Origin of the sequence: Shinella sp. (genome assembly GCF_052438155.1) — a bacterium.
Classification (GTDB): Bacteria; Pseudomonadota; Alphaproteobacteria; order Rhizobiales; family Rhizobiaceae; genus Shinella.
Genome location: NZ_JBQVPI010000020.1, coordinates 22,149 through 47,587, shown reverse-complemented (window position 1 = coordinate 47,587; position 25,439 = coordinate 22,149). Strand labels below are relative to the sequence as shown.

General features: G+C 62.1%; 20 protein-coding genes. 6 read left to right on the top strand and 14 right to left on the bottom strand.

Annotated elements, in window-relative coordinates:
* Positions 1-3: 3 nt before the first annotated feature.
* Complete coding sequence (locus ACT6VE_RS25995) at positions 4-1,953, bottom strand: PrkA family serine protein kinase (RefSeq protein WP_444801228.1); 1,950 nt, start codon at positions 1,951-1,953, stop codon at positions 4-6.
* A 263-nt stretch (positions 1,954-2,216) separates the two neighbouring features.
* Between ACT6VE_RS25995 and ACT6VE_RS25990 the strand changes: the two genes are divergently transcribed.
* From ACT6VE_RS25990 to ACT6VE_RS25980, 3 genes are all read left to right on the top strand, one after another.
* Positions 2,217-3,110, top strand: a complete 894-nt coding sequence (locus tag ACT6VE_RS25990; protein ID WP_444801227.1) for a DMT family transporter — start codon at positions 2,217-2,219, stop codon at positions 3,108-3,110.
* A gap of 254 nt (positions 3,111-3,364) precedes the next feature.
* Complete coding sequence (locus ACT6VE_RS25985) at positions 3,365-4,630, top strand: DUF3419 family protein (protein ID WP_444801226.1); 1,266 nt, start codon at positions 3,365-3,367, stop codon at positions 4,628-4,630.
* Positions 4,631-4,636: 6 nt separating this feature from the next.
* Positions 4,637-5,296: a class I SAM-dependent methyltransferase gene (locus ACT6VE_RS25980; RefSeq protein WP_444801225.1), complete on the top strand. Its 660-nt coding sequence runs from the start codon at positions 4,637-4,639 to the stop codon at positions 5,294-5,296.
* Between the two features lie 63 nt (positions 5,297-5,359).
* Here the strand turns inward: ACT6VE_RS25980 and ACT6VE_RS25975 are convergent, their stop codons facing one another.
* The 5 genes from ACT6VE_RS25975 to ACT6VE_RS25955 are packed head-to-tail and all read right to left on the bottom strand — an operon-like array spanning position 5,360 to position 10,620.
* Positions 5,360-6,016, bottom strand: coding sequence for an SGNH/GDSL hydrolase family protein (locus ACT6VE_RS25975; protein WP_444801224.1), 657 nt, complete (start codon positions 6,014-6,016; stop codon positions 5,360-5,362).
* Positions 6,017-6,046: 30 nt separating this feature from the next.
* Entirely contained in the window at positions 6,047-6,997 is a 951-nt protein-coding gene (locus ACT6VE_RS25970) for an ABC transporter permease (protein ID WP_444801223.1), read from the bottom strand.
* 3 nt (positions 6,998-7,000) lie between these two features.
* The gene (locus ACT6VE_RS25965) at positions 7,001-7,975 is read right to left on the bottom strand and encodes an ABC transporter permease (protein WP_444801222.1); all 975 of its coding nucleotides are present in this window, start codon (positions 7,973-7,975) and stop codon (positions 7,001-7,003) included.
* A gap of 16 nt (positions 7,976-7,991) precedes the next feature.
* Positions 7,992-9,485 carry a sugar ABC transporter ATP-binding protein gene (locus ACT6VE_RS25960; protein ID WP_444801221.1) on the bottom strand — a complete coding sequence of 498 codons (1,494 nt, stop codon included), beginning with the start codon at positions 9,483-9,485 and terminating at the stop codon, positions 7,992-7,994.
* A gap of 58 nt (positions 9,486-9,543) precedes the next feature.
* Complete coding sequence (locus tag ACT6VE_RS25955) at positions 9,544-10,620, bottom strand: ABC transporter substrate-binding protein (protein ID WP_444801220.1); 1,077 nt, start codon at positions 10,618-10,620, stop codon at positions 9,544-9,546.
* Positions 10,621-10,882: 262 nt separating this feature from the next.
* Here ACT6VE_RS25955 and ACT6VE_RS25950 point away from each other — a divergent pair, with 262 nt between their 5' ends.
* Together ACT6VE_RS25950 and ACT6VE_RS25945 are read left to right on the top strand one after the other, a co-directional pair.
* Positions 10,883-11,533 carry an SGNH/GDSL hydrolase family protein gene (locus ACT6VE_RS25950; RefSeq protein WP_444801219.1) on the top strand — a complete coding sequence of 217 codons (651 nt, stop codon included), beginning with the start codon at positions 10,883-10,885 and terminating at the stop codon, positions 11,531-11,533.
* A gap of 59 nt (positions 11,534-11,592) precedes the next feature.
* A complete protein-coding gene (locus tag ACT6VE_RS25945) occupies positions 11,593-12,666 on the top strand; it encodes an ROK family transcriptional regulator (protein WP_444801272.1) in 1,074 nt (357 codons plus the stop codon).
* 304 nt (positions 12,667-12,970) lie between these two features.
* Here ACT6VE_RS25945 and ACT6VE_RS25940 read toward each other — a convergent pair whose 3' ends face one another.
* Entirely contained in the window at positions 12,971-14,104 is a 1,134-nt protein-coding gene (locus ACT6VE_RS25940; RefSeq protein WP_444801218.1) for an RHE_PE00001 family protein, read from the bottom strand.
* Positions 14,105-14,445: 341 nt separating this feature from the next.
* Here ACT6VE_RS25940 and ACT6VE_RS25935 point away from each other — a divergent pair, with 341 nt between their 5' ends.
* A complete protein-coding gene (locus tag ACT6VE_RS25935; RefSeq protein ID WP_444801217.1) occupies positions 14,446-15,468 on the top strand; it encodes an LLM class flavin-dependent oxidoreductase in 1,023 nt (340 codons plus the stop codon).
* 138 nt (positions 15,469-15,606) lie between these two features.
* Here the strand turns inward: ACT6VE_RS25935 and ACT6VE_RS25930 are convergent, their stop codons facing one another.
* From ACT6VE_RS25930 to ACT6VE_RS25900, 7 genes are all read right to left on the bottom strand, one after another.
* Complete coding sequence (locus ACT6VE_RS25930) at positions 15,607-17,769, bottom strand: TonB-dependent siderophore receptor (protein WP_444801216.1); 2,163 nt, start codon at positions 17,767-17,769, stop codon at positions 15,607-15,609.
* 159 nt (positions 17,770-17,928) lie between these two features.
* Complete coding sequence (locus tag ACT6VE_RS25925; protein WP_444801215.1) at positions 17,929-18,813, bottom strand: helix-turn-helix domain-containing protein; 885 nt, start codon at positions 18,811-18,813, stop codon at positions 17,929-17,931.
* Positions 18,814-18,940: 127 nt separating this feature from the next.
* Positions 18,941-20,446: a tripartite tricarboxylate transporter permease gene (locus ACT6VE_RS25920; protein ID WP_444801214.1), complete on the bottom strand. Its 1,506-nt coding sequence runs from the start codon at positions 20,444-20,446 to the stop codon at positions 18,941-18,943.
* Between the two features lie 9 nt (positions 20,447-20,455).
* Positions 20,456-20,917, bottom strand: a complete 462-nt coding sequence (locus tag ACT6VE_RS25915; RefSeq protein WP_444801213.1) for a tripartite tricarboxylate transporter TctB family protein — start codon at positions 20,915-20,917, stop codon at positions 20,456-20,458.
* A gap of 145 nt (positions 20,918-21,062) precedes the next feature.
* Entirely contained in the window at positions 21,063-22,037 is a 975-nt protein-coding gene (locus ACT6VE_RS25910; RefSeq protein ID WP_444801271.1) for a tripartite tricarboxylate transporter substrate-binding protein, read from the bottom strand.
* Positions 22,038-22,244: 207 nt separating this feature from the next.
* Positions 22,245-23,600, bottom strand: a complete 1,356-nt coding sequence (locus ACT6VE_RS25905) for a sigma-54-dependent transcriptional regulator (RefSeq protein ID WP_444801212.1) — start codon at positions 23,598-23,600, stop codon at positions 22,245-22,247.
* Complete coding sequence (locus ACT6VE_RS25900) at positions 23,597-25,420, bottom strand: sensor histidine kinase (protein WP_444801211.1); 1,824 nt, start codon at positions 25,418-25,420, stop codon at positions 23,597-23,599. Before ACT6VE_RS25900 ends, ACT6VE_RS25905 begins: the two co-directional genes overlap by 4 nt.
* Between the last annotated feature and the right edge of the window lie 19 nt (positions 25,421-25,439).

Genomic DNA, 25,439 nt, shown 5'->3' with positions numbered 1-25,439 from the left:
GTGTCAGCCAGCCTTGTTGACGCGCATGTACCAGTCAACCAGCCGCCGGACCTGCCGCACGGTATAGCCACGCTCGGTCATGCGGTCGACGAATTCGGCGTGCTGCTTCTCTGTCGCGCTGTCCTTCTTCGAGCCGAAGCTGATGACCGGCAACAAATCCTCGACCTGCCCGAACATGCGCTTTTCGATGACCTCGCGCAGCTTTTCGTAGCTCGTCCAGGCCGGATTGCGCCCGCCATTGCGGGCTCGGGCACGCAGGGTGAATTTCACGACTTCGTTGCGGAAGTCCTTGGGGTTGGCGATGCCGGCGGGCTTTTCGATCTGCGACAGCTCGCTGTCGAGGATCTCCCGGTTGAGGATCTGGCCCGTATCGGGATCCTTGAAATCCTGATCTTCCAGCCAGGCATCCGCATAGGAAATATAGCGATCGAACAGGTTCTGGCCATATTCGCTGTAGGATTCGAGATAGGCTTTCTGGATCTCGTGGCCGATGAACTCGGCATAGCGGCTCGCCAGCTCCGAGCGGATGAAATCGATGTAGTTCGCCTCGACCTCTTTGGGAAACTGCTCGCGGCGGATCGCCTGTTCGAGGATGTACATCAGATGGACCGAGTCGGCCGCGACCTCCTTGGTGTCGTAATTGAAGGTCTCGGACAGCACCTTGAAGGCGAAGCGCGTGCTGATGCCGGTCATGCCCTCGTCGACGCCGGCGGCATCGCGATATTCCTGCAGCGACTTGGCCTTGGGATCGGTATCCTTGAGGTTCTCGCCGTCATAGACGCGCATCTTGGTAAAGGTCGGCGAATTTTCATGCGGGGCGAGACGCGTGGCGACGGTGAAGCGGCTGAGGTTTTCCAGCACTTCCGGCGCGCAGGGGCTGGCGGAAAGTTCGCTCTCGCGCAGCAGTTTTTCGTAGATCTGCCGCTCCTCGGTGATGCGCAGGCAATAGGGCACCTTGACCACCAGAATACGGTCGAGGAAAGCCTCGTTGTTCTTGTTGTGCTTGAACTGCAGCCATTCCGATTCATTGGAATGAGCAAGCACGATGCCCTGATAGGGGAAGGCACCGAAATTTTCCGTGCCGTTATAACTGCCTTCCTGCGTGGCGGTGAGCAGCGGATGCAGCACCTTGATCGGCGCCTTGAACATTTCGACGAATTCGAGCAGGCCCTGCGTCGTGCGGTTGAGGCCGCCGCTGAAGGAATAGGCGTCGGGATCGGCCTGGCTGAAGTTTTCGAGCTGGCGGATATCGACCTTGCCAACCAAGGTCGAGACGTCCTGGTTGTTTTCGTCGCCGGGCTCTATCTTGGCGATGGCGATCTGGCGCAGCCGGGAAGGCATGACCTTGACGACGCTGAACCGCGAAATATCGCCGCTGATCTCGTCGAGCCGTTTTGTCGTCCAGGGTGAGATAAGGCCCGTGAGCCGCCGTTTGGCAATGCCGTATTTGTCCTCCAGCAGATCGCCCATGCGCTCGCGGCTGAACAGGCCGAGGGGCGATTCGAAAACCGGGCTGATCTTGCCGTCGATGGCGAGCGTATAGATCGGCTGCTCTTCCATCAGCTTCTTCAGGCGTTCGGCGAGCGAGGATTTGCCACCCCCCACCGGTCCCAGCAGGTAAAGGATCTGCTTGCGCTCTTCGAGCCCCTGGGCGGCGTAGCGGAAATAGCCGACGATCCGCTCGATTGTGTCTTCCATGCCGTAGAAATCGGCGAAAGAAGGATAGATCTTGATGGTCCGGTTGCCGAAAATGCGGCCAAGGCGCTCGTCCGCGCTGGTGTCGATCAGTTTCGGCTCGCCGACCGCCGTCACCATTCGCTCCGGCGCGGTGGCATACATGCTTTTATCGTCGCGACACGCCAGCAGGTATTCCTGGAGGCTCAGCTCCTCCTGCGCGGTACTCGCGTAAGTTTTTGAAAAGAGGTCGAAAACATCGCTGTCAGTGGTTCTCATGGAACCCTCCTGCGGTCACCGAACAGTATATCTTTTTTCCAGTCTGCCGTCCCTAATTTTTAAACTGAATGCAGCAGAAATTTGTTCCCGCCTTCGCTGTAAACAGAAAGTGAATGCAAGCTTGGATATTGAAGGCAGCAAATCTTCCAAGCACTCAGTTCATTCAACAGACATGGCACTGGACGCGAGCCGTTTGTGCGCGCTTTAACGCGAATCACGGACATGTACTGTCCACCAGCATATAATCGACCGATCGGAACACAATGCCAATTCACGAACTTGCCGCGCTCGGCGCCGCGACCTGCTGGGCCATGACGGGGCTGATCTCGGCAGGCCCTGCCGGCCATCTCGGCGCGCCCACCTTCAACCGGGTCCGCCAGATCTTCGTCACCGGTCTTCTCGCCCTCTATGTGCTGGCGACCGGCACATGGCGGGAGCTGGATGCGGCAAGCATCGGTCCGCTGCTGCTGTCCGGATTGATCGGCATCTTCGTCGGCGACACGCTGCTCTTCGCCACGCTGAACCGGCTCGGCCCGCGCCGCTCCGGAATCCTCTTCGCGCTGAATGCGCCGATTGCCGCCCTGCTTGGCTGGCTGGTCCTCGACGAAGCCCTGCCGGCCCCGGCCATGGCGGGGATTGCGCTGACGGCCACAGGGGTGTTCCTCGCCATTCTCTTCGGCAAGCGGCGGGCACAGATGCATGAATGGGAGACGATCAAGGGGCCGCTGTCGATCGGTGTCCTGCTGGGGTTGGGCGCCGCGACGGGCCAGGCCATCGGCTCCATCCTCGTGCGCCCTGTCATGGCGACCGGCATCGACCCCTTCGTCGCCTCGCTGCTGCGCGTCGGCATTGCCGCGCTCTGCCTCAGCGTCCTGACCCAGTTGCCCATCCCCTCCGTCAAACCGAAAGGGCCGCTCACGTTCAAAATCGCGGCAATGACCGCGTTGACCGGGGTGCTCGCGCTTGCCATCGGCATGACGCTGCTGCTCTTTGCGCTATCGGGCGGCAAGGTCGGCATCATCTCGACGCTCTCGGCCACCTCGCCGGTGATGATCCTGCCAATGCTGTGGCTGAAGACCGGCGAGCGGCCGGCCGGCGGGGCCTGGGCTGGTGCCGCCCTCGTCGTCATCGGCATGGGCCTGATCTTCCTGCGCTGAGCGATGACGAAACGGCGATGAGTATGCATTGGGCACCGTCCTGTGGACAGAATGGCCGATGTCATGCGGGTGTCATGGCGATCTGTTGAAACGCTGCCCCATGCCGTTCGGTGATCGTGACGATCGAGATGGGAACAGCCCAGACAGGTTTCGCACCGATCCTCGTCCTTCACCGCACGGGCATGCGCACTTCGCCGCCGTCCCGCCCGTCGCGTCGAGGGGTGAGGACGGACATTCCAGCGTAGGAAACCCTGATGATCGAAACGGTGATCTCTCCCGCTCCTTCCCCGACCGCAGCGCGCAAGGACGGGGTCGGCAAGCGCCTCAACCGCGCCGTTCGCCGCAATCCGCTGCTCTCCGCCTCCGGAATGTCCGAATATGTCTTCTCCCGGCTTTTCCGGAATCTCGTCTACGCACAGATCTGGGAAGATCCCGACGTCGACATGGCTGCGCTGAAGATCGTGCCGGGCAACAGCATCGTTACCATCGCGTCCGGCGGCTGTAATGCACTTTCCTATCTCGTCGCTGATCCCGCCCGCATCGAGGCGGTGGATCTCAACCCGGCGCATGTCTGTTTCAACCGCCTGAAACTGACCGCCGCCGCCCACCTGCCGGACTACGAGACGTTCTACCGGTTCTACGGCCAGGGCGACGACCGCCGGAACCTCGACGCCTACCAGCACTATCTTCGGCCGCACCTCGATGCGGAGACCCGTGATTACTGGGAAAGCCGGACCGTCACCGGCCGCCGCCGCATCTCCATCTTCCATCGCCACCTCTATCGTCACGGCCTGCTTGGCGGTTTCATCGGCCTCGGCCATACCATGGCCCGTCTTTACGGCGCCGATCCGCGCGGTCTGCTCAAGGCGCGTACGATCGAGGACCAGAAGCGCTTCTTCGACGAAACGCTGGCACCGCTGTTTGAAAAGCGTTTGGTCCGCTGGGCGACGGGGCGGAAAAGCTCGCTCTTCGGGCTCGGCATTCCGCCGCAGCAATATGAAGCGCTTTCGGGCGCCGGCAGCGACATGGCGTCGATCCTGCGCCAGCGCGTCGAAAAACTCGCCTGCGGCTTCCCGCTCTCGGAAAACTATTTCGCCTGGCAGGCCTTCGGGCGCGGTTATGGCAGCGGAGAACTTGCGCCACTGCCGCCCTATCTCTCCCGGCAGAATTTCGAGGCGGTGCGCAGCCGCGCCGGCCGCGTCTCCATCACCAACACGTCGCTGACCGAGTTCCTCGCGGCAAAAGCGCCTCAATCCGTCGATCGCTTCATCCTGCTCGACGCGCAGGACTGGATGACGGATGCGCAGCTCAACGCCTTGTGGAGCGAGATCACCCGCACCGCCGCCCCCGGCGCGCGCGTCATCTTCCGCACGGCGCCTGCGGAAAGCCTGCTGCCCGGCCGTGTCGCCGACACCATCCTCGATCGCTGGGCCTACCACGCCGCGGAATCGCGTGCGCTGCACGACAAGGACCGCTCGTCGATCTACGGCGGTTTCCACCTCTATGAATTCAAGGGGTGAGCGCCGATGAACGCGCTATCCGATCATGCGCTGCTGATGGACCGCATCTACCGCTGGCAGCGGCGGTTCGGCATCTATGACGCCACGCGAAAATACTACCTGCTCGGCCGAGATCCCTTGCTTGCCGGCCTCCGACCAGCACCGGGCGGTTCGGTGCTGGAGATCGGCTGCGGCACCGGGCGCAATCTCGTGAAAGCTGCTGGGCTCTATCCTGAGGCCCGGTTCCACGGCATCGACATCTCCCAGGAAATGCTCACGGCAGCGGAAAAGGCCGTCGCGGGCGCCGGCCTCGACGGCAGGATACGCCTCGCCAGAGCGGACGCCGCCGCTTTCGACCCGCAAGTGGCTTTCGGCCAGGGCAGCTACGATCGCATCTTCATCTCCTACGCCGTATCGATGATCCCGCAATGGCAGAAGGTCGTCACGGAGGCCGCCGCCCGCCTTGCCCCGGGCGGGGAGCTGCATATCGCCGATTTTGGCGACATGCAGGGCTTGCCCGGCTGGTTCAAAAGCGCCGTGACTACCTGGCTCGGTTGGCACCATGTGACGCCACGCGCCGACCTGTTCGACTTTGCCACCGAACTGGTCGATGCCCATGCCGGACGCAGCGAAGCGAAACGGCTGCATCGCGGCTTTTCCTGGATCGCCGTGATCCGGATGCCTTGATTGGCATAGCCGCAGGCAAAGCATAAAGCCACTCCGACAAGGGAGGCGCCGGAGTGGCTTTTCTCAGAACAGCGTCTCGACCTTCGCCGCGATCGCGTTTCCGAGCCGGATGTTGGTTTCCGCAGAAAAATGGATGCCGTCGACACCATCGGTTGAGACGTGCTCGCCGGCGGCCAGGAACTCGACCTTCATGAAAGCGGCGAGCGCCTTGTAGAGCCCGGCCAACTCCTTCGACTTTTCATACCCGCCACCGAACATGCCTTCGAACCAGGGATCGGGCATCGGCGCCAGCGGCGGCGGGGCAACGACGAGCACGCGCGGCGCGGGATAGGGCGTACCGACGCCGCCGGTAGAGGTCAGGGCCTGGCCGACGAGCTTGCCCATGCCGTTGGCGATCTCGTAGGGCGTACGGTGGAAATAGGATTTCGTGTCGTTGGTGCCCAGCATGAGGATGACGAGATCGAGCGGCAGGTGGCTGGCGAGTGCCGCCGGCAGATAGGCGCTGCCGTTGAGCCTTGCGTCATTCGGATCGTCGAGGCTGGTGGTGCGGGCGCTGAGTCCCTCCTCGATGATATGATAGTCCGCGCCGAGCCGTGTTGCCATGGCGCCGGTCCACCGCTGCTCATAGGGATAGCGCAGTGTCGGGGCGGATTCCTTCACCGGAATCCAGCCCCATGTCAGTGAATCCCCGAAGCACAGGATTGAACGTTTCTCCGCCATTAACGACCTCCTTGAATGGCTGGTTGATTGTTATTTTTCGGCGCGCAGGCCGTAGAAAATGGCTGCAAGCAGGATGATCAGCCCCTGGGCGACGAGTTTGCCGGCATCGCCGACGCCGAACATCGTCATCACGACGAAGAGGAAGGCGAAGCACAACACGCCGAAAAATGGCCCCCAGACACCTCCCTCGCCACGCCCGAAGACGACGCCGCCCAGAATGGTGGCGGCGACCGAGAGGATCGGCAGGTCGAGCCCGACGCGCACGCTGCCGACGGCGATGGACGCGGTCTGGACGAGGGCGGCGATGGCCGCCATCAGGCCGGCGAGCGTATGGGCGAGGATCACCGTGCGCTCCACCGGCACGCCGGAGAAGTGGGCAGCCGGCATGCTCTCGCCAACGGCGGTGACGAAACGTCCGAAGACCGTCTGCGAGAGAAGCAATGCCATCAGCGCCGTGAGGCCGATCCAGAAGATCACGGGGCTCGGCAACCCGAGAAAGCGTGTGTTGAACAGATCGTTGAAAACGGTCGGGACATCGCCCGGCGGCTTGCCGCTCGAAAGATACTGCACGAAGCCCACGAGCACGATGCTCAGCGCAAGCGTGACGATGACCGCCGAAACACGGCGCCGGGCCACCATCACGCCGTTGAAGAGGCCGATCGAGAGACCGATCGCAAGCGCCAGCCCGACATGGAAGCCGAGCGAGGCGCCCGGGAAAATGCCGGACGAGATGCAATAGTTGATCAGCAGGATTACGCCGCCGCCGGACAGATCGATCGACTTCACCCGCATGACCAGCAGCTGGCCGAGCACGAGGATGCCGAGCGGAACGACCTGACGCACGAAGACGCCGAGCACATTGGAATTGAGCATCTGCGGACGCGCGACGAACAGGATCCCGAGCAGAATGACGAGCAGGTAATAGGATGGCGGGACCTTGGAAATCCGGCGCAGGAGGGGAGAGTTGACGAGGGCCGACATGGGTCAGAGTCCGATCTTCTTGCGCGACTGAAGCGCCACGACGGCCATAAGCAGAATGCCCTTGATTGCCGTTTGCACGAAAGGCGTGACGTTGAGCAGGTTCATGCCGTTGGAGAGGAGCGCCAGCACCGCAACCCCGACGATCGTGCCGTGCAGGCTGCCGACGCCGCCGGACAGTTGCGTGCCGCCGATCGCCACCGCCGTGATCGCATCGAGCTCCATGAACAGGCCGACATTCGGATCGCCCGAGACGATGCGCCCGGCCAGGAAGACGCCGGCCAGCGCGGCAAACAACGAGCAGACCACATAGGCCAGGAGAATGTTGCGGCTGGCGGGGATGCCGAAATTGCGCGCGGCATCGGTCGAACCGGATGCAACGCCGCCGCCGATGGCAAAGAGATGCAGTCCGTAACGCGAACCGTAGAGCAGTTTCCAGGCGATCAGGATCGTCGCAATGCCCCAGAAGACTGGAAACGGAATGCCAGCGACCGAGCCGTCCACCGCCCAGCGCACGACCTCTGGCACGGACCCGCCCGATACCGGCCGCAGCACGCGGGTGATGCCGAGCACGACATATTGCGTGGCGAGCGTCGCGACGATCGGATGCACATTGAGCCGCGTGACGCAGTAGCCGTTGGTGGCACCGATCAGTGCCGCGAAGATGAAGACGCCGGGAATGGTGATGCCGGCCGGCAGGTCGAGCGCCAGAATGGCCGTCGTGAAGCTGACGACGGAGCCGATGGAGAGATCCAGCCCGCCGACGAGCACGACGAACATCTGCCCGACCGCCGTGATGAGGAGCGGCATGCCCTGGGCGACGAGGTTGGCAAGATTGTTCCACTGGCCGAACTGGCTGGTCGTTGCCGCCAGCCAAAGGACCATGGCGAGGGTGATGAGAAGCGGAAGTAGCCAAAGGCCCTGCCGGCTGCCGCGACCGGTGAGAAGTTTGCCCAGAATGGCGGAAGGGGAAGGGGTCATCGGGCGTTCCGATCCGTCATGTGCTGAGAGCCGCGTCGAGAATGCCGTGCTCGGTCGCTTCGCCGGCCTGCATTTCGGACACGATGGTGTTGTCGTGGATGACATAGAGGCGGTCGCAAAGGCCGATCAGCTCAAGCGTCTCGCGGGAGAGCACCAGCACTGCACCGCCCGCCTTGGCGAAATCCCGCAGGATCCGGTAGATTTCCGCCTTGGCGCCAACATCGACCCCGCGTGTCGGCTCCTCGATGAGGAGAAGATCGGCGTCGGTCGCAAGATAGCGGCCGAGCAGCACTTTCTGCTGGTTGCCGCCGGAGAGCGCACCGACTATCGCGGCCGGACCCGTTGCCTTGACGCCCAATCGCTGCATCGTCTGCGCGATCACATCACGATAGCGCTTCGCCGGCCGTATTGCGGATCGTCCGCCATGGAGCGCCATGGCAATGTTCTGGCCGACCGAATGGCCGAGGAACAATCCTTCGTCCTTGCGATCCTCCGGCACGAAGGCGCCGCCGCGGGCCTGCCATCGGCGCACACCGCTTTCCTTCGGCACCGGAAGGCGCATGGTTTCGCCCCGACGGGTAAATGTCCCCTCGACCGGCGCGAACTGCCCAATCAGGGCGCGCAACGCCTTTTGCTGTCCCTGTCCTTCGAGCCCCGCGAGCCCCACAATCTCGCCCTTGCGAACGACAAGCGAAAACGGCCGTGCATCCGGCTCCAGCCGTAGCCCGGAAATCGACAGGGCCGCGTCTCCGGCCGTATCGCTGCGTTCGGGGAAAAGAGCTTCCAGTTCACGCCCGACCATCATCGCGATCAAGGCGGATGGCGTGATGTCCGTGAGCGGTCGCGTGCCAACCAGCTGGCCGTCCTTCAGCACCGTCACCACGTCGCAGATCGCAAAAATCTCGTCCATGCGGTGGGAGATGTAGACCACGGCCTTGCCCTCATCGCGCAGCGCACGGATGTGGCGGTTGAGCACCTCGACATCCGCCGCGTTGAGCGCGGCGGTCGGTTCGTCGAGGATGAAGATGTCGGCGTCCGCATCGATGCCGTGGGCGATCTCGACGAACTGCCGTTCGGCGATGGAAAGTTCCGACACCAATGTATCCGGATCGAGCGTGAGGCCGAGGCGGGCAAGCGCTCCCTTCGTCTCCTCGCGCATCCGCCGCCGGTCGATGCTGCCGAAGCGGCCAATGGGCTCGCGTCCGAGAAACAGGTTTTCCGCAATCGTCATGTTGGGCAGCAGCGAGAGTTCCTGAAACACCGTGGATATGCCGGCGGCAAGGGCTGCGCGCGGATTGGCGAAACTGACCGTTCGGCCCGCGCGCCGGATTTCGCCGCTATCCGGCTGGTGCACGCCGGCAAGGATTTTCATTAGCGTCGATTTCCCGGCGCCGTTCTCGCCCATCAGGGCATGCACCGTGCCGGGTGCGAGCGCCAGCGACACGTTCCTGAGCGCAGCACTTCCGCCGAACGCCTTGGATATTCCGGACATTTCAATGAGATGCGTCACTGGCCCCTCCCATCCGCGACCGGAGGCAGGCGATCCGCCTGCCTCCCTGCAGTCCACGCTACTGCTTGGCGTAGAACTGCTTGAGCTGCTCTTCGGAGAGTTCCGACGGCCACCAGACATTGGCCGAAAGATCGTCGCGGTAGTATTTCTTGACCTTTTCGAGGTCCCAGCCCGGCGGGTTGTAGTCGTAGTGTTTCTTGAGCGCCTTGCCTTCCAGCAGCGCGACGGCGGCGCGGATGCCCGCGGCTCCCTGGGCAGGGCTGTATTCCGACGAGATCGACTTGAAATTGTCGGCGATCCACTGGCCGAAGAAACCGTTGTTGCCCTCGCCGGAAATCGGCGGGATCGTGGCGCCGAACTGCTTGAACACGTCGACGCAGGCGCGCGTCATGTCCGCGCCGGACGACCAGATGCCGGCGACATTCGGATCGTTGAGATAGAGCGTCTCGCAGACCTTCTTGGCCTTGTCGTATTGCCAGTCGCCATGCTCCTCGGCGGTGATCTTGATCCCGGTGCCTTCGAGCGATTGCTTGAGGCCGTTGTAGCGGTTGGTGTCTTCCGGGTGGCCTGCCAGGCCGCGCAGCACCCAGATATTCCCCTGTCCGCCGAGTTCCTTGACGAGGAAGTCGCCCATCACCTTGCCGAAATGCTCGGCACCACCCTGGATCTCAGTCGTGTAGGCGTCGGATTCGATGCGGCCCGTGTGAAGCACAACCGGAATGCCCGCCTCTACGGCCTTCTCGATACTGGCATTGGCCGAGGTTGAGGTGACCGGCTGGACGATGATCGCATCCACCTTCTGGGCGATCAGGTCCTCGATATCGGCGACCTGCTTCTTCTGATCGAAGCCGGCATCGAGCAGAACGAACTTGGTGATACGCGTGTCGCGGTCGGCTGCGGCCTGCGCTTCGTGCGCCACCTGCACCGTCCAGGTATTTGCATTGACGCCGAAGCTGCTCATGCCGATAACCCAGGGGGCATCCTTCTTGTACTTGCCCTCTTCGACGCTTGGGTTGTTTTCTGCCCGCGTCGTCACGCCGTCGAGCAGGGGCACCTCCTGCGCCAGACTGCCATGGGCAAAGACCACGCCGGCCAATAGGGCCGTGATACCGATTTTCCTGATGATGCTGCTCATACTTTTCCTCCAAAAGCAGGCGTCAAACGAAAGGAAGGCGGGCGAAAAGGCATGCGGTATCGGCAGCCCGTGACCTTTGTCACGCACTCGCTCGCAGCCTGAAACGACCTGAAGCTCTCCTCCGGCCGACACAAAATCACTGGCGCTTTCTGCTGTCAATAGTTATTCAGACTGAATGAATAATTAGCGATCCTTGCAAATCGCCCGTGCGGATGCGAAGTCTGCGCCGCAGATGCGATCAGCCGGCACGGTGGAGGAGACAGTGAAGCGGACCGTTTTATGTTTCGGGGACTCGAACACCTACGGCCAGATTCCAGGTCGCGGGCCGCTTGAGCGTTATCGCCGCGAAGAGCGCTGGGCCGGCGTGCTGGAAGGCACGCTCGGTGCCGGCTGGCAGATCATCGAGGAGGGTCTCAGCGGCCGCACGACGGTGCATGACGACCCGATCGAAGGGGCACTGAAGAACGGCCGGACCTATCTGCGCCCCTGCCTGCAAAGCCATGCGCCCCTCGACCTCATAATCATCATGCTCGGAACCAACGACCTGAAGCGGCGGTTCAACATGCCGCCCTCGGAGGTCGCCATGGGCATCGGCTGCCTCGTGCACGATATCCGGGAGCTTTCGCCCGGGCCGGCCGGCCATGACCCCGAGATCATGATCGTGGCGCCGCCGCCGATGCTCGATGACCTGCGGGAATGGGAGGCGATCTTCTCCGGCGCGCAGGAAAAATCCCGCAAGCTGGCGCTCGAATTCGAAATCATGGCGGATTCGCTGGAGGTGCATTTCTTCGATGCGGGCACAGCCTGCCAATGCTCTCCGGCGGATGGTTTCCATATCGACGGGGAGGCGCACCGTCGTCTCGGCGAGGCGCTGGCGCAGGAAGTGCTGGCAATCGGGTGGCCAGATGCATAGGCGCACCCCCACCCGGAACGACGCCGCCCTTTGCGGGAAGGATCGCCCCCTTGCCTGACATGCGATTTGCGCCCCCCAATCCGCTTCGCATCGCCGACCGCGCGAGCGGCCTCAATTCGCTGAGCGTGCGCAGCTACAACGAGCGTCTCGTGCTCTCGCTGCTTTTGCAGAACGAGGCGACGACGCGACTTGAAATCGGCGAGAAGACCGGCCTTTCGGCCCAGACGATCTCGGTGATCGTGCGCTCGCTCGAGCAGGAAGGGCTCGTCATGCGTGGCGAGGCGCAGAAGGGCCGCGTCGGACCACCGACGACACCCATCATGCTCAATCCGGAGGGCGCCTACTCCGTCGGCGTCAGCGTTGGATACCGCAACAGCCATATCGTCGTCGTCGACTTCATCGGCAATGTACAACACCAGCATGTGATGCCGCACAGGGCCGCCGGCGTCTTCGACGCGTCGGAGGGGCTGGCACTGGAAATCCGCAACGCGATTGCCAGCCTTTCGGACAGCCGGCGGGGACGCATTGCGGGCATCGGGCTGGCGCTGCCGACACCACCGCTCGAGGCCGGCCCGGACCACGCCATCCTGCACCGATTTATGGAGGCCGAGCTTGGCCTTCCGGTTTTCGTACAGAACGACATCACCGCCGCAGCCGGCGGCGAAAGCTTGTTCGGTGCCGCGCGGCAGTTGCAGGATTTCCTGTTCTTCTATCTCGGCGCCCGCCTGCACAGCCGCCTCGTGCTCAATCACCAGATCTACAACGGCAATTCGCCGCTTAGCGATGATGTCGGCATGCTCGCGCTCGAACGCACCCTGCCAGCCGGCGATGCGGCGGTGGAAAAGCTTTGGACGCCATCCCAGGCCTTGCCGCCGATGGGGCCAGCCTTCGAAGCCTGGCAGCAGGCCTGCGCGCAAAGCCTCGTCCGGTCGGTCCAGTCGCTTCTGCATTTCATCGAGTTGAAGACCGTCGTGCTCTCCTCGTTCATTCCCCCTGCGGCCTGCGAAGCGCTCTGCGATCTCATCCACCGGGAAATCCCCACCATCGATGCGGTGGTCGGCAAGACATCCGCCGCGCCAAAGGCCATCGGGGCCGCAAGCCTGCCGTTCAGCTCGCGCTTCATGGTGAACTAGAGGCGCGGGCGGGCGATTGCGATCGAGGCCTGCCGAACAGGACCGTAACCGTGCCCTGCTCAAGCCAAAAAAATGGGCCACCGGAAAACCGAGGCCCATGAAGTGTGGAGATATTTAAACCTCCAGAGGGGAACAGCTGATGCAGCGGACTGGGAGGAGACCGCCATGTGCATCAACTGAGGGCACTATGCTCGTTTTTTGACCGTTTGGAAAACATTTATTGTGCAATGCAGCTATGCATAGGGCGCACCACTTGCCGCTTGCCTCCTGGAGCGTTCTGCCAACGGCGAGGAACCCTCGTCCCTTACAAGACGCCCCACGCGCGAAAACGCCCTCTGCCCGTCAACTCCCGCAGCTTGAGTTCCTCCACAATCCGCAGCGCTGCCCGTGGTGTCACGCCGAGCGCCCTCGCGACCATGCCTGTCGACACCATCGGGCGGGAAAGTACGAGATCGATCAGGTCCGGCAACCGTGAGGATGTCCGACGATCAACAAGGTGACGCTCCATCATCTGACGCGCGAGGATCAGGCGATCATGCTCCTTCATGCCGATAGTCACCGCGGCCGTCACCCCATCGAGGTGAGCGGCAAGGCGGGTATCCCGGTCGCGGTGCACACGCTGTTCGCGCCGGATGGTCTTCAGGCCGAGATTGACGGCTGCAAGATGCGCCCCCGTCGTGAGCCCCGCTTCGCGCAGGCAGGCGGCAGCGAGAAGGCGCCCCAGCCATGGGGCATGTTGCAAGACCTGCAGGGCATTCCAGGCATCGAGCAGCAATATGGCGCGCAAGACCGGGGGCAGATCCCTGCTTTCATCGACGGCAATGCGCCATTCTTCCAGCCGCGCCTCCTCGTCCCAGTCGAGGTCGTAGACGAGAGGGTCCTTCTCCCGGCCACCCCGTCGTGGTGGAACGCTGGCGCCCGATAAGACGGCCTCCGAACGTGCCAGCACGGCATCGATCGCGGCGAGTTCTCTCGTCAGGGGATCGGCCAGGTCCGTTTCATCCCCCTCTTTCGCCAGCGGTAGGGGGGCATCGCCGGGGAGGGGAGCCGCCGCCTTCCGTCGATCCCCAATCGGATCGGCACCACCCAGGCCACGCAGGCTGCGCACGCTCTCGATGCTGAGCGCCCAGTCCGGCGGCTGCAAGACAATCCGCCGGCGTGTTCGCAGCACATCGCGGGCGATGGTGAGTTCGTGGGTCGGTGCGCGGATATCGTGGCCGTCATCGTGCAGCACAAGATCCTCGAGATGAACAAGCTCACCGTCCATCCACAGCGAGGCACAGGCATCAGTGAAATGCATGCGCTCGATCCAGCCGTCGCCAACCGGCGAATGGGCAAGGCGCTCGTCGAGGCGCGCCAATGCGGCCGTCGCGCCACAGATGCGAGGTAACAGGCTGTGCAGTGGCAATTTTGAAAGATCGTAACTCATTGAATTCATGGTAAACGAATTTTTAAACGGACACTATATGATAGCTAATGTCCGCTAGGTGGAAATGCACCCGATAGCCTCGCCTCATCGATCACCTCGGCTGGGCTCAAACGCGCAGATTCTGGTGATCGGACGTCCGGTTCTGCCGTTCAACGGTGGTCGGTCGTCGCGCAAACTTCCGCTTCCTAAGCGTCCAGACGAAAAACGCGGGAAGACTTTTCACTTGACCGCCCGTTCAGTGTCGATCTGTGAACACTGCGTTCGCTGAGCGTGCCTTTTCAAGCCGGCTTCGATATCCCATCTTCGGCACATCATACTCGCACGGACGCCATGCGTCGAGGCAGACATCCATGAAGAAAATCGGCTTCCTGTCCTTCGGACACTGGACCCCATCCCCTCAATCGCAAACCCGCTCGGCGGGTGACACCTTGCTGCAGTCGATCGACCTTGCCGTCGCGGCGGAAGAGCTTGGCGCGGACGGGGCCTACTTCCGGGTACACCACTTTGCGCGCCAGCTCGCTTCCCCATTTCCGTTGCTGGCGGCTGTTGGCGCAAAGACGAAGAGGATCGAGATCGGCACGGCCGTGATCGACATGCGCTATGAAAACCCGCTCTACATGGCCGAGGATGCCGGCGCCGCAGACCTCATCTCCGGTGGACGTCTGCAGCTCGGCATCAGCCGCGGCTCGCCCGAGCAGGTCATCGATGGCTGGCGCTACTTCGGTTTCGAGCCGCAGGAGGGCATGAGCGACGCCGACATGGGCCGCCGCCACGCCGAAGTGTTTCTCGATATCCTGAAGGGCGAAGGTTTTGCGCAACCGAACCCGCGGCCGATGTTCCCCAATCCGCCCGGTCTTTTACGCCTCGAGCCGCACTCGGAAGGCCTGCGCGAGCGCATCTGGTGGGGTGCAAGCTCGAACGCCACAGCGGTATGGGCTGCGAAACACGGCATGAACCTGCAAAGCTCGACCTTGAAGAACGACGAGACGGGCGAACCCTTCCACGTTCAGCAGGCGGCGCAGATCCGCGCCTATCGCGAGGCCTGGAAGGAAGCGGGCCACAGCCGCACGCCGCGCGTTTCCGTGAGCCGCAGCATTTTTGCGCTCGTCGACGACCGCGACCGTGCCTATTTTGGCCGCGGCGGCAAGGAAGAGGATTCGGTCGGCTTCATCGACGACAAGACCCGGGCGATCTTCGGCCGCTCCTATGCAGGCGAACCGGAGGAACTCATCAAGCAGCTTGCCGAAGATGAGGCAATCAAGGAAGCGGATACGCTCCTGCTCACCGTGCCGAACCAGCTGGGCGTCGAATACAACGCCCATGTCATCGAGGCGATCCTGAAGCACGTCGCCCCAGCCCTGGGATGGCGCTAGGCGCGCGTTCTCGACCTCGGGTGGCACCATTTCCCCGCTCTAAAATGAAAAGACGCGCCAGAGAGCCCCTGGCGCGTCTTTTGCGTCGAATGTCCAGCGATGGCCGGCATTTGCGGCCATCGAAGGTGTCAACTTAGATTACCAGGAGGCGCTTGCCTTGAGCATGAAGGTGCGCCCTGCGCCATAGCCGCAGGAGTTTTCACCCTTGCAGCTCGCCACATAATCCTTGTCGAAGAGGTTCGACGCGTTCAGCGCGATCGCCCAATTGTCCTTCTTGTAGCGGATCGCGGCATCCACCAGCGTCGCGGAAGGCACCCTTAGCGTATTACCATCATTTGCCCAGGATTTGCCGACATGACGGACACCCGCAGCGACGCTCAAACCCTCCAGCGCGTCACCCTGGAACGAATAGTCCAACCACAGGGATGCAGTCAGGTCCGGCACCTGGATTGGCGTCTTGCCAATGAGTGCGGCGGTGCGATCTTTCGTGATCTCCATATCGAGATATGTCACCGCGCCGATGGCCTTCAGGCTGCTCGTGACATTGGCCTGTATCGCGGTCTCAAATCCACGGGAGGTCACCTCGCCGAACGCTGCGGCTCGGAAGCGCCCGCCTTCTGTGTATGAGTTGGCGACATTCTCTCGTGTTATGTCGAAGTAAGCGGCCGTGATAAGGGCATCCATGAAGCCGGGCTCGTATTTGACGCCGACCTCCCATTGCTTCCCGGTTTCCGATGGTAGCAGACCGTTGTCAGGGTCTGTCGTCGTTGTCGGATTGTAGGATGTGGAATAGCTGACATAGGGCGTTACACCATTTGCAAATTCGTAGGCTAGCGCTGCCCGCCACGTGAATTCGCCTTCGTCGCTGTCAGTCGAATTCGTCGGCGTCAGGTGATCTTCAAGATCAGTCGACACGAAGTCGTAGCGGCCGTTGAACGTGGCGATCCAGCCATCACCGAACTTGATCTGGTCTTGAGCGTATATGCCAAGCTGATCCCTCTTCAAATCCTGGTCGAGATAGGTGAACAGGTCACCTGGGATCGTGCCGTAAACCGGATTGTGTGGATCGATCGGAGCGGCGCCGCCCGCTGCCTGCGCTTGGTCAAGCGCATAGTTCCGGTAGTCCAGCCCAACCAGGAGATTGTGATCGAGAGCGCCGGTGGCAAATTCCCCTTGAAGCTGATTGTCTACAGTAAAGAGGCCTACATTCGTATCATGCCCGAAACGGAAACGGTTGAGCATTCCGTCCGTAATACCATTGCCATAAAGGCCGTCTTCCTTGAGCGATACGTCTGCATAGCGAAGGTTCTGCCGAACCGTCCAGTTGTTGTCGAAAGTATGCTCGAACTCATAGCCTATCAGCGCCTGCTGGCGATCGTAGGTATCGAAGTCTTCCTCGCCGTAGAACAGATCACGGGGGATGCGGCCGACCAGCGGCGCATCCTCAACGGTCCCCTTGTACGGCAAGAAGCCCGTGCTCGTATGCGTGAGGTCGATGTGCTGGTAGGAGCTGAGGATGGTAAGGCTCGTGCCCTCATCCGGTTTCCAAGTCAGACTGGGCGCAATGGTGCCCCTGAAATCCTCCGCCTTGTCCGTTTCCCAGCCGCCGCCGGAGATCTTTCCCGTCACGCGGTAGTTCACGACGTCGTCGCTGCCGAGTTTGTCGCCGATATCCAGCCCAAGATAACCATTGCCGAAGCTGTTTATCCCGGTCTCGACATAACGCAGCGGTTCGTCCGTCGGCCGCTTGCTGACGAAGTTCACGAAGCCGCCCGGATTGGCACCGCCGTAAAGTGCGGAGCTTGGTCCCTTGATGACTTCGATACGCTCCAGGAAAAACGGATCGACGAGGAAGGTACCGAAACCGCTCTGGAAAAGAGAAAGCCCGTCGAGGAAAACGCCGGTCTGGTCCGCCTGGAAACCGCGGATGAACAGCCAGTCCGTATCCGAGTCAGTGCCATAGGTAGACGGGTTCACGCCTGCAACATAGCGCAGGGCCTCGTCGATCTTCTGCGGGCTTTGATCGTCGATCTGCTCGCGGCCGACGACGGAAACCGACTGCGGCACCTCGGTGATATCTGTCGCCGTCTTGCTGCCGGTGCGCGTGGATTTGGGAACAATGCCGCGGACGGGCTCAACGCCGGTGTTCGAGTCAGTCCCCTCGATGCGGATTTCCTGCAGTAGGGTCGGCTTGATCGCATCCTGGGCAATGGCAACAAGCGGCGCCAGCAGGGCGATGGTGGCCGTACCGCACGCCAGCGCCAGTCTAAACTGCCGTTCTCTCTTCGTCTTCGTCTTCATTTTTAACGACACCCCACTCACGCCTGCCCCGTCGCAGGCACTCCGACAACGATAATATGAGTTGTTAACTCATATTTAATCGCGAGGATTGTCGCATTCGCCGAAAATTGAACGTTCTTGGGCAACTTTCCGGGCACTGAACATCTGCCCGACTTGCCTTCAGGCGAGCTGCGCCTTCTGCCAATGGGCAGGTGTCGTGCCGAAATTCTTGCGGAAGACGCGGGTGAAATGGGCCTGGTCGGAAAAACCGGATTCGGCGGCGATTTCCGTCAGCGGCTGTTCGCCCCTCAAAAGCAAGTGCTTGGCGCGGCGCAGCCGGGCGTTGACCTGCCACTGATGCGGGGCCACGCCGGTCGAGGCCTTGAAGGCGTGGCTGAAATGGGATTGCGACAGCCCGATCAGATTGGCGAGTTCTTCGAGCCTGATGTTGCGCAGGCAGTTCTCTTCAATGAAATCGGTCGCGCGGCGCAGTTGCCAGCCGGCAAGCCGGCTGCGCTTGCGGCCGGGCGCCTTGGCAAGCTTCATGACGTCGATGATCAGCGCAAGCGCCAGGCCGTCGCCGTAGAGGTCGTGCAGCGGCTGCGGATTGGTGCATTCGGCCGCAATGAACTGCGCAAGCGAGAGAAGGCGAGGATCGGAGAAGAAGAGCTGCGGCGTCGCCAGACGCTCCGGATCGAGGTCTTCGGCAAGCCGCCGGCTGATCGTCTCCACGTGGAAATGCAGGTCGAGATGGCGCAGGAACCGGTGGTCGGAAAGGTCCGCCCACATCTCGAAGTCGGCGGGGATGTAAGCAATCGGGCAGCGCTGCCAATCCTCGGTGCTTTCAGGCCCCTCTGGAGACAGGCGGATGCGGGACGTACCCGGGCCGCGTTTATCCAGCAGGATGAAGAGACGCGGGTCCCGGCCGACATAGTAGCCACCGGCATAGGCCGCGCATTCCACATCCCAGACGTCCGCCACGATGCCGTTCCAGTGCCGGCGATTGAGGCCGCCGACCACGGAGAAGCCTTCGATCCTGTTCTGCATGCGTGGCTGGAACGTCATCCGGCAAACTATTCCTTCCTAATTCTATCAAGTTTTTTAGCGGGAGTTTTGCGGCAATGCAATATCGCTAAAATGCGAGAAGGGGCGGTTTGACACCGCCCCTTCTCGTCCCCGCAGGTTCTTCTTCTTAGTCTTCTTCTTGGAAAACCTGTTCGCGCTTCGCCTTGACCGACGGCAGGAAGACGACGACCAGGACCGCGGCTGCAATCAGCAGCAGGATCGCGCTGATCGGGCGCGTAACGAAGGTCGTCGGATCCCCACGCGACAGGATCATGGCGCGGCGCAGGTTTTCTTCCAGCAGCGGGCCGAGCACGAAGCCGAGCAGCAACGGCGCGGGTTCGCAGCGCATCTTGACCAGCAGGTAGCCGCCAAGCCCGAAGAACGCGACCGCATAGAGATCGAAGACGTTGGAGTTCACGCTGTAGACGCCGATCGAGCAGAAGGCCATGATGATCGGGAACAGCACGTAGTATGGCACCGTCAGCAGCTTCACCCAGAGACCGATCAGCGGCAGGTTCAGCACCACGAGCATCAGGTTGCCGATCCACATCGAGGCGATGATGCCCCAGAACAGGGTCGGCTGTTCGACGGCGACATTCGGGCCGGGAACGATGCCCTGGATGATCATCGCGCCGACCATCAACGCCATGACCGGATTTGCAGGAATGCCCAGCGTCAACAGGGGAATGAAGGACGTCTGCGCACCGGCATTGTTAGCCGATTCCGGACCGGCAACGCCGGCGATCGCCCCATGGCCAAACTCTTCCGGCCGATCGGATATGCGCTTCTCGACCGTGTAGGAGGCGAAAGCCGCGAGGATCGCCCCTCCGCCCGGCAGGATGCCAAGCGCCGAGCCGATCGCCGTGCCGCGCAGCACGGGACCGACCATGCGCTTGAAATCATCCTTTGTCGGCCAAAGATCCGCGACCTTTGCAATGAGAACACTGCGGGTCGATTCGCCTTCGAGATTGCGCAGGATTTCCGCAATGCCGAAGACACCCACCGCGACGGCCACGAAGTTGAGCCCGTCGGCATATTCCCGGATGCCCAGGGTAAAGCGCGGCGTGCCCGTATAGATGTCCGTACCGACAAGGCCGAGCAGCAGGCCAAGCGACACCATTGCAAGTGCCTTGACGATGGATCCATGCGCCAGGGCAATCGACGAGACGAGGCCGACGACCATCAGGGAAAAGTATTCGGCGGCGCCGAATTTCAGCGCGATGCCGGTCAGCGGTATGGCGAAGATCGCGACAAGGAACGTGGAGACCGTGCCGGCGAAGAAGGAGCCGAGCGCCGCGATGGAGAGTGCGGCTCCTGCCCTGCCTTTGCGCGCCATTTGATAACCGTCGATGGCCGTCACGGCGGACGAGGATTCGCCCGGCATGTTGATCAGAATGGCGGTGGTGGAGCCACCGTACTGCGCGCCGTAATAGATGCCGGCGAGCATGATCAGCGAGGAGACCGGCTCCAGCTGGAAGGTGATCGGCAGGAGCATGGCGATGGTCGCCGTCGCGCCGATGCCGGGCAGAACGCCGATCAGCGTGCCGAGCAGAACGCCGATCAGGCAGAAGGCCAGGTTGGCCGGCGAGGCGGCGGTGGCAAAACCAAGCGCCAGGTTGCTAATGAGATCCATGAGAGCCTCCTAGAGCCGCGTCCACGGGCCGAACCGCTCGAACGGCAGGCCAAGTCCGTAGCTGAACACCGCTACCGAGAAGACCGTGATGCCGATTGCGAGCAGAAGCGCCATGAGCGGTTTCATCCGCGTGGAAGCGAAGGCTGCAATAAGCGCCGTGAAGAACAGCGACGGAACGAAGCCAAGACCGCGCACCGTAAGCCCGAAGAACACCGGCGCGGGCAGAATGAAAAGCATTCCGCGCAAGGCCATCGGCCCGATCGGGTCGCCCTTCATGCGCGTTGCCTGCACAAGCACGATCACGCCGAGAATGGTCAGGATCGCCGCCAGAATCAGCGGGAAAAAGCCGGGCCCCATGCGGAATGCGGTGCCAAGCTCCAGGTTGAGGCATTGGTAAACGAAGAAGCCGCCAAGCGCGATGAAGGTCAGGCCGCAAATGGCGTTGGTGCTGTCGAACTCTAGTTGTTTCATGGGATCCCCTCCTCAGCGGCCAGGATGGGCCGCGCAGACGTCAAAGACCGTGACGGCGGTCAACACCGCCACGGTCCGATCCATGCAAGCATTGTCTCCGCACGGTTTTGGACGGAAAGCCGCTTTGCATTCACTCGGGAGTGTCTTAGTCGGCGAACTGTCCAGCCGCCTCGATGACAGGCTTCCAACGGGCGATTTCACCTTCCAGCTTCGCCTTGAGGGCCGCCGGCGTTGCATCGGCTTCCGAGGAAGGCGCGGTGCCAAGCTCGGCAAAGCGGGCGACAACGTTCGGGTCCTTCAGCGCGATCTGCAAGGACTTGGCAAGCCGCTCCGTCACTTCGGTCGACGTGCCCTTGGGCGCGTAGATGCCGTGCCAGATACCAACCTGGAACCCCGGCAGGCCTGCTTCTTCGGCCGTCGGAATATCCGGCAGGTTGCCGAGACGGGCAGGGGAGGTCACGGCATAGGCCTTGATCGTTCCGCCCTGGATCTGCTTTGTCGTGTTCGTCGTCTGGTCGCACATCACATCGACCTGGCCGCCAAGGAGATCGGTCATGGCCGGGCCGGTGCCCTTGTAGGGCACGGTGACGAACTGCGTCTGGAGAGCGCTCATCAGCATCATGCCGCACAGATGCGAGGCGGCGCCGATGCCGGCATTTGCCACCGTCACGGTATCCTTGTTGGCCTTCATGTAGTCGATTAGGCCCTTGAGATCGGTGGGCTCGAGGTCCTTGCGGGCGACGATTGCCATCGGCACGTCGGTGACGAGGCCGACATATTCGAAGGCGTTGAGTGTGTCATAGGCAAGCTTGCGATAGAGCGTGGCGCTCGTCGCCATGCCGATATGGTGCAGCAGCAGGGTGTAGCCATCCGCGTCGGCGCTCGCCACGCGACCGGCACCCAGCGTGCCACCAGCGCCGCCGACATTCTCGACGACGATCTGCTGGCCGAGATCTTTCGACATGGCTTCGGCAACGAGGCGGGTCACGGTATCGGTCGGGCCGCCGGCAGAGAAGGGGACCACCATGGTGATGGTGCGTTCCGGATAGGTCTGGGCAAGGGCAGAGGTGGCGAGCAGCGATACGGCAAACGCAGCGGAAATACCAAACAGGGTTTTCATGGTCTTCATCAAATCCTCCCGATGAATTGGCCAGCCGGCGTGGCTCCTCCCGCGCCGGTCCTGGATGTCTCAACAGGGGCTTTGTCGGGCTTGAGAGCAAGCGGCCGCCGCATTTACCGGCCGTAATTTACCGCAGTAAACTGCCTTGGTGGGTAGGTTTGGGAACAAAGCGGCTTCGGCTTGGGTGGATTTCCACCCATCGGGACATCACATATCGTCCTGAAACGCCGCCATGTTGATGTTCTTGTCGAGGCCGTACTTCTGCATCTTCTCGTAAAGCGTCTTTCGCGAGACGCCCAATTGCTCGTAAACCGGCTTCAGACTGCCACCATGGGCCGCCAGAGCGCTGGCAATCAGGCCCCGTTCATAGGCCGCCACCTTGTCCGAGAGGCGCTGCGGTCCGATGCCGGACGGCGCATTTTCCACCCCGGCATCAAGCCCCAGGACCAGCCGGTCAGCGGCATTGCGAAGTTCACGCACATTGCCGGGCCAGCTGCGCCCGGCAATTTCGGTCATCAACTCTGCGGGCACATCCATATCGTTTCGCACATAGCGCGCCGCGGCTTCGCGCACGAGCTGGAGGAAGAGCAGGGGGATATCGTCCCGCCGCTGCGCCAACGAGGGAACATGCAGTGTCGCGACGTTCAACCGGTACAGGAGGTCCGCGCGGAACCGGCCGGCGGCCACCTCGGCTTCCAGGTTTACCTTGCTTGTCGCGATAAAGCGCACGTCGAGCTGCACAGGCTCGTTCGAGCCCAGCCGCGTAATGACCCGCTCCTGCAGGACGCGCAGGAATTTTGCCTGCAGGTCGAACGGCATGGAGCCGATCTCGTCGAGCAGGATCGTACCGCCACGGCCGTGTTCGAACTTGCCGTAGCGCGGGCGCAGCGCCCCCGGAAAGGCGCCTGCTTCGTGGCCGAAAAGTTCGCTTTCGATAAGGTTTTCGGGAAGGGCTGCGCAATTGATGGCAATGAACGGGCGGTCGGCCCGCGCGCTGATATCATGAAGGGCACGCGCCACCACTTCCTTGCCGGCACCCGTTTCGCCAATGATCAGCGTATCGGCGTCCGTCGCGCCGATTGCCCGCACCCTATAGCGCAAATCGACCATGACCTGCGTGCGGCCGGGCAGCCGCGCTTCGATATCGTCCCGCTTGCCGGCGACCGCCCGCAGGCGGCGGTTTTCCAGCACAAGGCTCCTGCGGTCCATGGCGCGGCGAATGATGCCGGCCAGATGCTGTGCGGTGAACGGTTTTTCAAGGAAGTCATAGACGCCTGCCCGCATCGCGCTGACCGCCAGTTGCACATCGGCATGGCCCGTCACGAGAATGACCGGCACCTCCGGATCGACCTCGCGAATGCGCTGGAGCAATGTCATTCCATCCATGCCGGGCATGCGGATATCGCTGACCACGACGCCGTCGAAAGCGTAACCGACGAGTTCCAGCACCCGTTCTGCACTGGAAAACGTATCGACCTCCAAACCGTAGAGCTCCAATGCCTGGGCCGAGGATCGGCGCATTTCCTCTTCGTCATCGATGAGAAGAATACGCGAGCCACTCATTCCGCCGCCTCCCGCGATGGTGCCGAAGCCTCGAGAACAACGGAGAAGACAGCACCGCCATCCGGGTGGTTCCGGACGGTCAGATTTCCACCGAAGTCCTTGATAATGTTATACGAAATCGAGAGGCCAAGACCCAATCCCTTGCCGACGCCCTTTGTCGTGAAGAAGGGGTCGAAGATGCGTTCGGCAATGGCCGCCGGCACACCGGTGCCGCGATCGCGCACTTCGACGACAACACCGTTCTCCGATCGAAATGCCGAGAGGACAATCTTGCGATTTTCCAACCCTTCGACCGCGTCCGCAGCATTGCTGACAATGTTGACCAGGACCTGCTGGAGCCGCACGGGGCCGGCTTTAACGGTGAGATCCGTGCCGGACAATTCGACAACAAGTTCCGCATCCGCCGACTTGAGCCGTGGCGCGACGATCTCCAGCGTATCCGCAATCACGTCGGGAAGGGGAACCGGGCCGAGCTTCTCATTCGGTTTGCGCGCGAAGTTGCGTAAGTGGCGGCTTATCGATGCCATGCGATCGATAAGGCTCGAGATGCGGCGCACATTGTCCTGCGCCTCCGGCACGCGGCCACGGTCGATGAGGAGCGCGGCACTGTCTGCGTAGCTCTTGGCGGCAGCAAGCGGTTGGTTGAATTCATGCGAAAGCGCTGCCGACATCTGGCCAAGGCCCGCGAGTTTACCGGCCTGGATCAGGTCGCCCTGCGTCTTGCGCAGTTCCTGCTCGGTCAGCCGACGTTCGGCAATCTCAAGCTCGATCTGCTCATTGACCCGCGCGAGATCCGCCGTGCGCTCCTCGACCCGTCGCTCCAGTTCGTTCCGGGTCTCTTCTTGCAATCGCAGCCGCTCCTCTACGCGGGAACGACGCTGCCAGAGCACGGCGGCACCCAGCGCGGCGAGGCAGATGAACAAGAGGATCGCGATCAACGCCGTGCGCGCCTGCGTTCTGACCGATGCGGTGTCGAGAAGAACATTCACGGTCCAGTCTGCTTCCGGCATGTAGTGAGACAGGCGCAGGTATTCCCGCGTCGTTCCACTTCCGGGGATCTGCATCAAGTGTTGACCGTAGTAAACTGATTCAGTCGCGGGCAAAGGCTTCAACTCGGCCTCGGCATAGCGTCGGGACGTCTGCGTGCGGGCGAGGCGCGGTGCATCCAGGGGCAGGATGCCGGAATAGAGCCATTCCGGACTGCCGGTCATGAAGATGATGCCCTCGGGATCGGCGACAAAGATCTTGTACTCACCGCCGCGCCAGGAACTCTCGATTGAATCGATATCGACCTTGAAGACGATGACGCCAAGGATCTTTCCCGCCACTTCTACCGGGGAGGAAAAGTAATAACCCCGTTTCAGGGATGTCGTGCCGAGCGCGTAGAATCGCGCCTGCCGACCCGCAATCGCATCCTGAAAATAGGGGCGGTAGTTGAAGTTCTGCCCGACGAAGGTTCCGGGAATGCCATAGTTGCTGGCAGCGACGGTATTGCCATCCGGCGTCATGACATAGATATCGGATGATTCCAGCAGTCTATTGATTTCCTTGAGATATTCGTTCGCCGTTTGCCGCAGGGCAGGGCTCTCCGGCGACTGGAGCAGCGCCTCGATATCGTCGTGATCGGCGATCAGGGCGGGCAACGGCTCGTATCGGCTGAGATGGCCGGCAAGTGCTGCGACCGCAAGGCGCAACGCGGAACCGGCCTGTGACGACGCTTCATCCATGTAGCTGCGCGTGAGCAGCGCCCCCCCTTGCAACACGGCAAGGAGGATAACGATCGGCAGGACCGCGAAGGCGAGAGCATGACGCAGCTTCACAGAAGGACGGCTCCTCTTC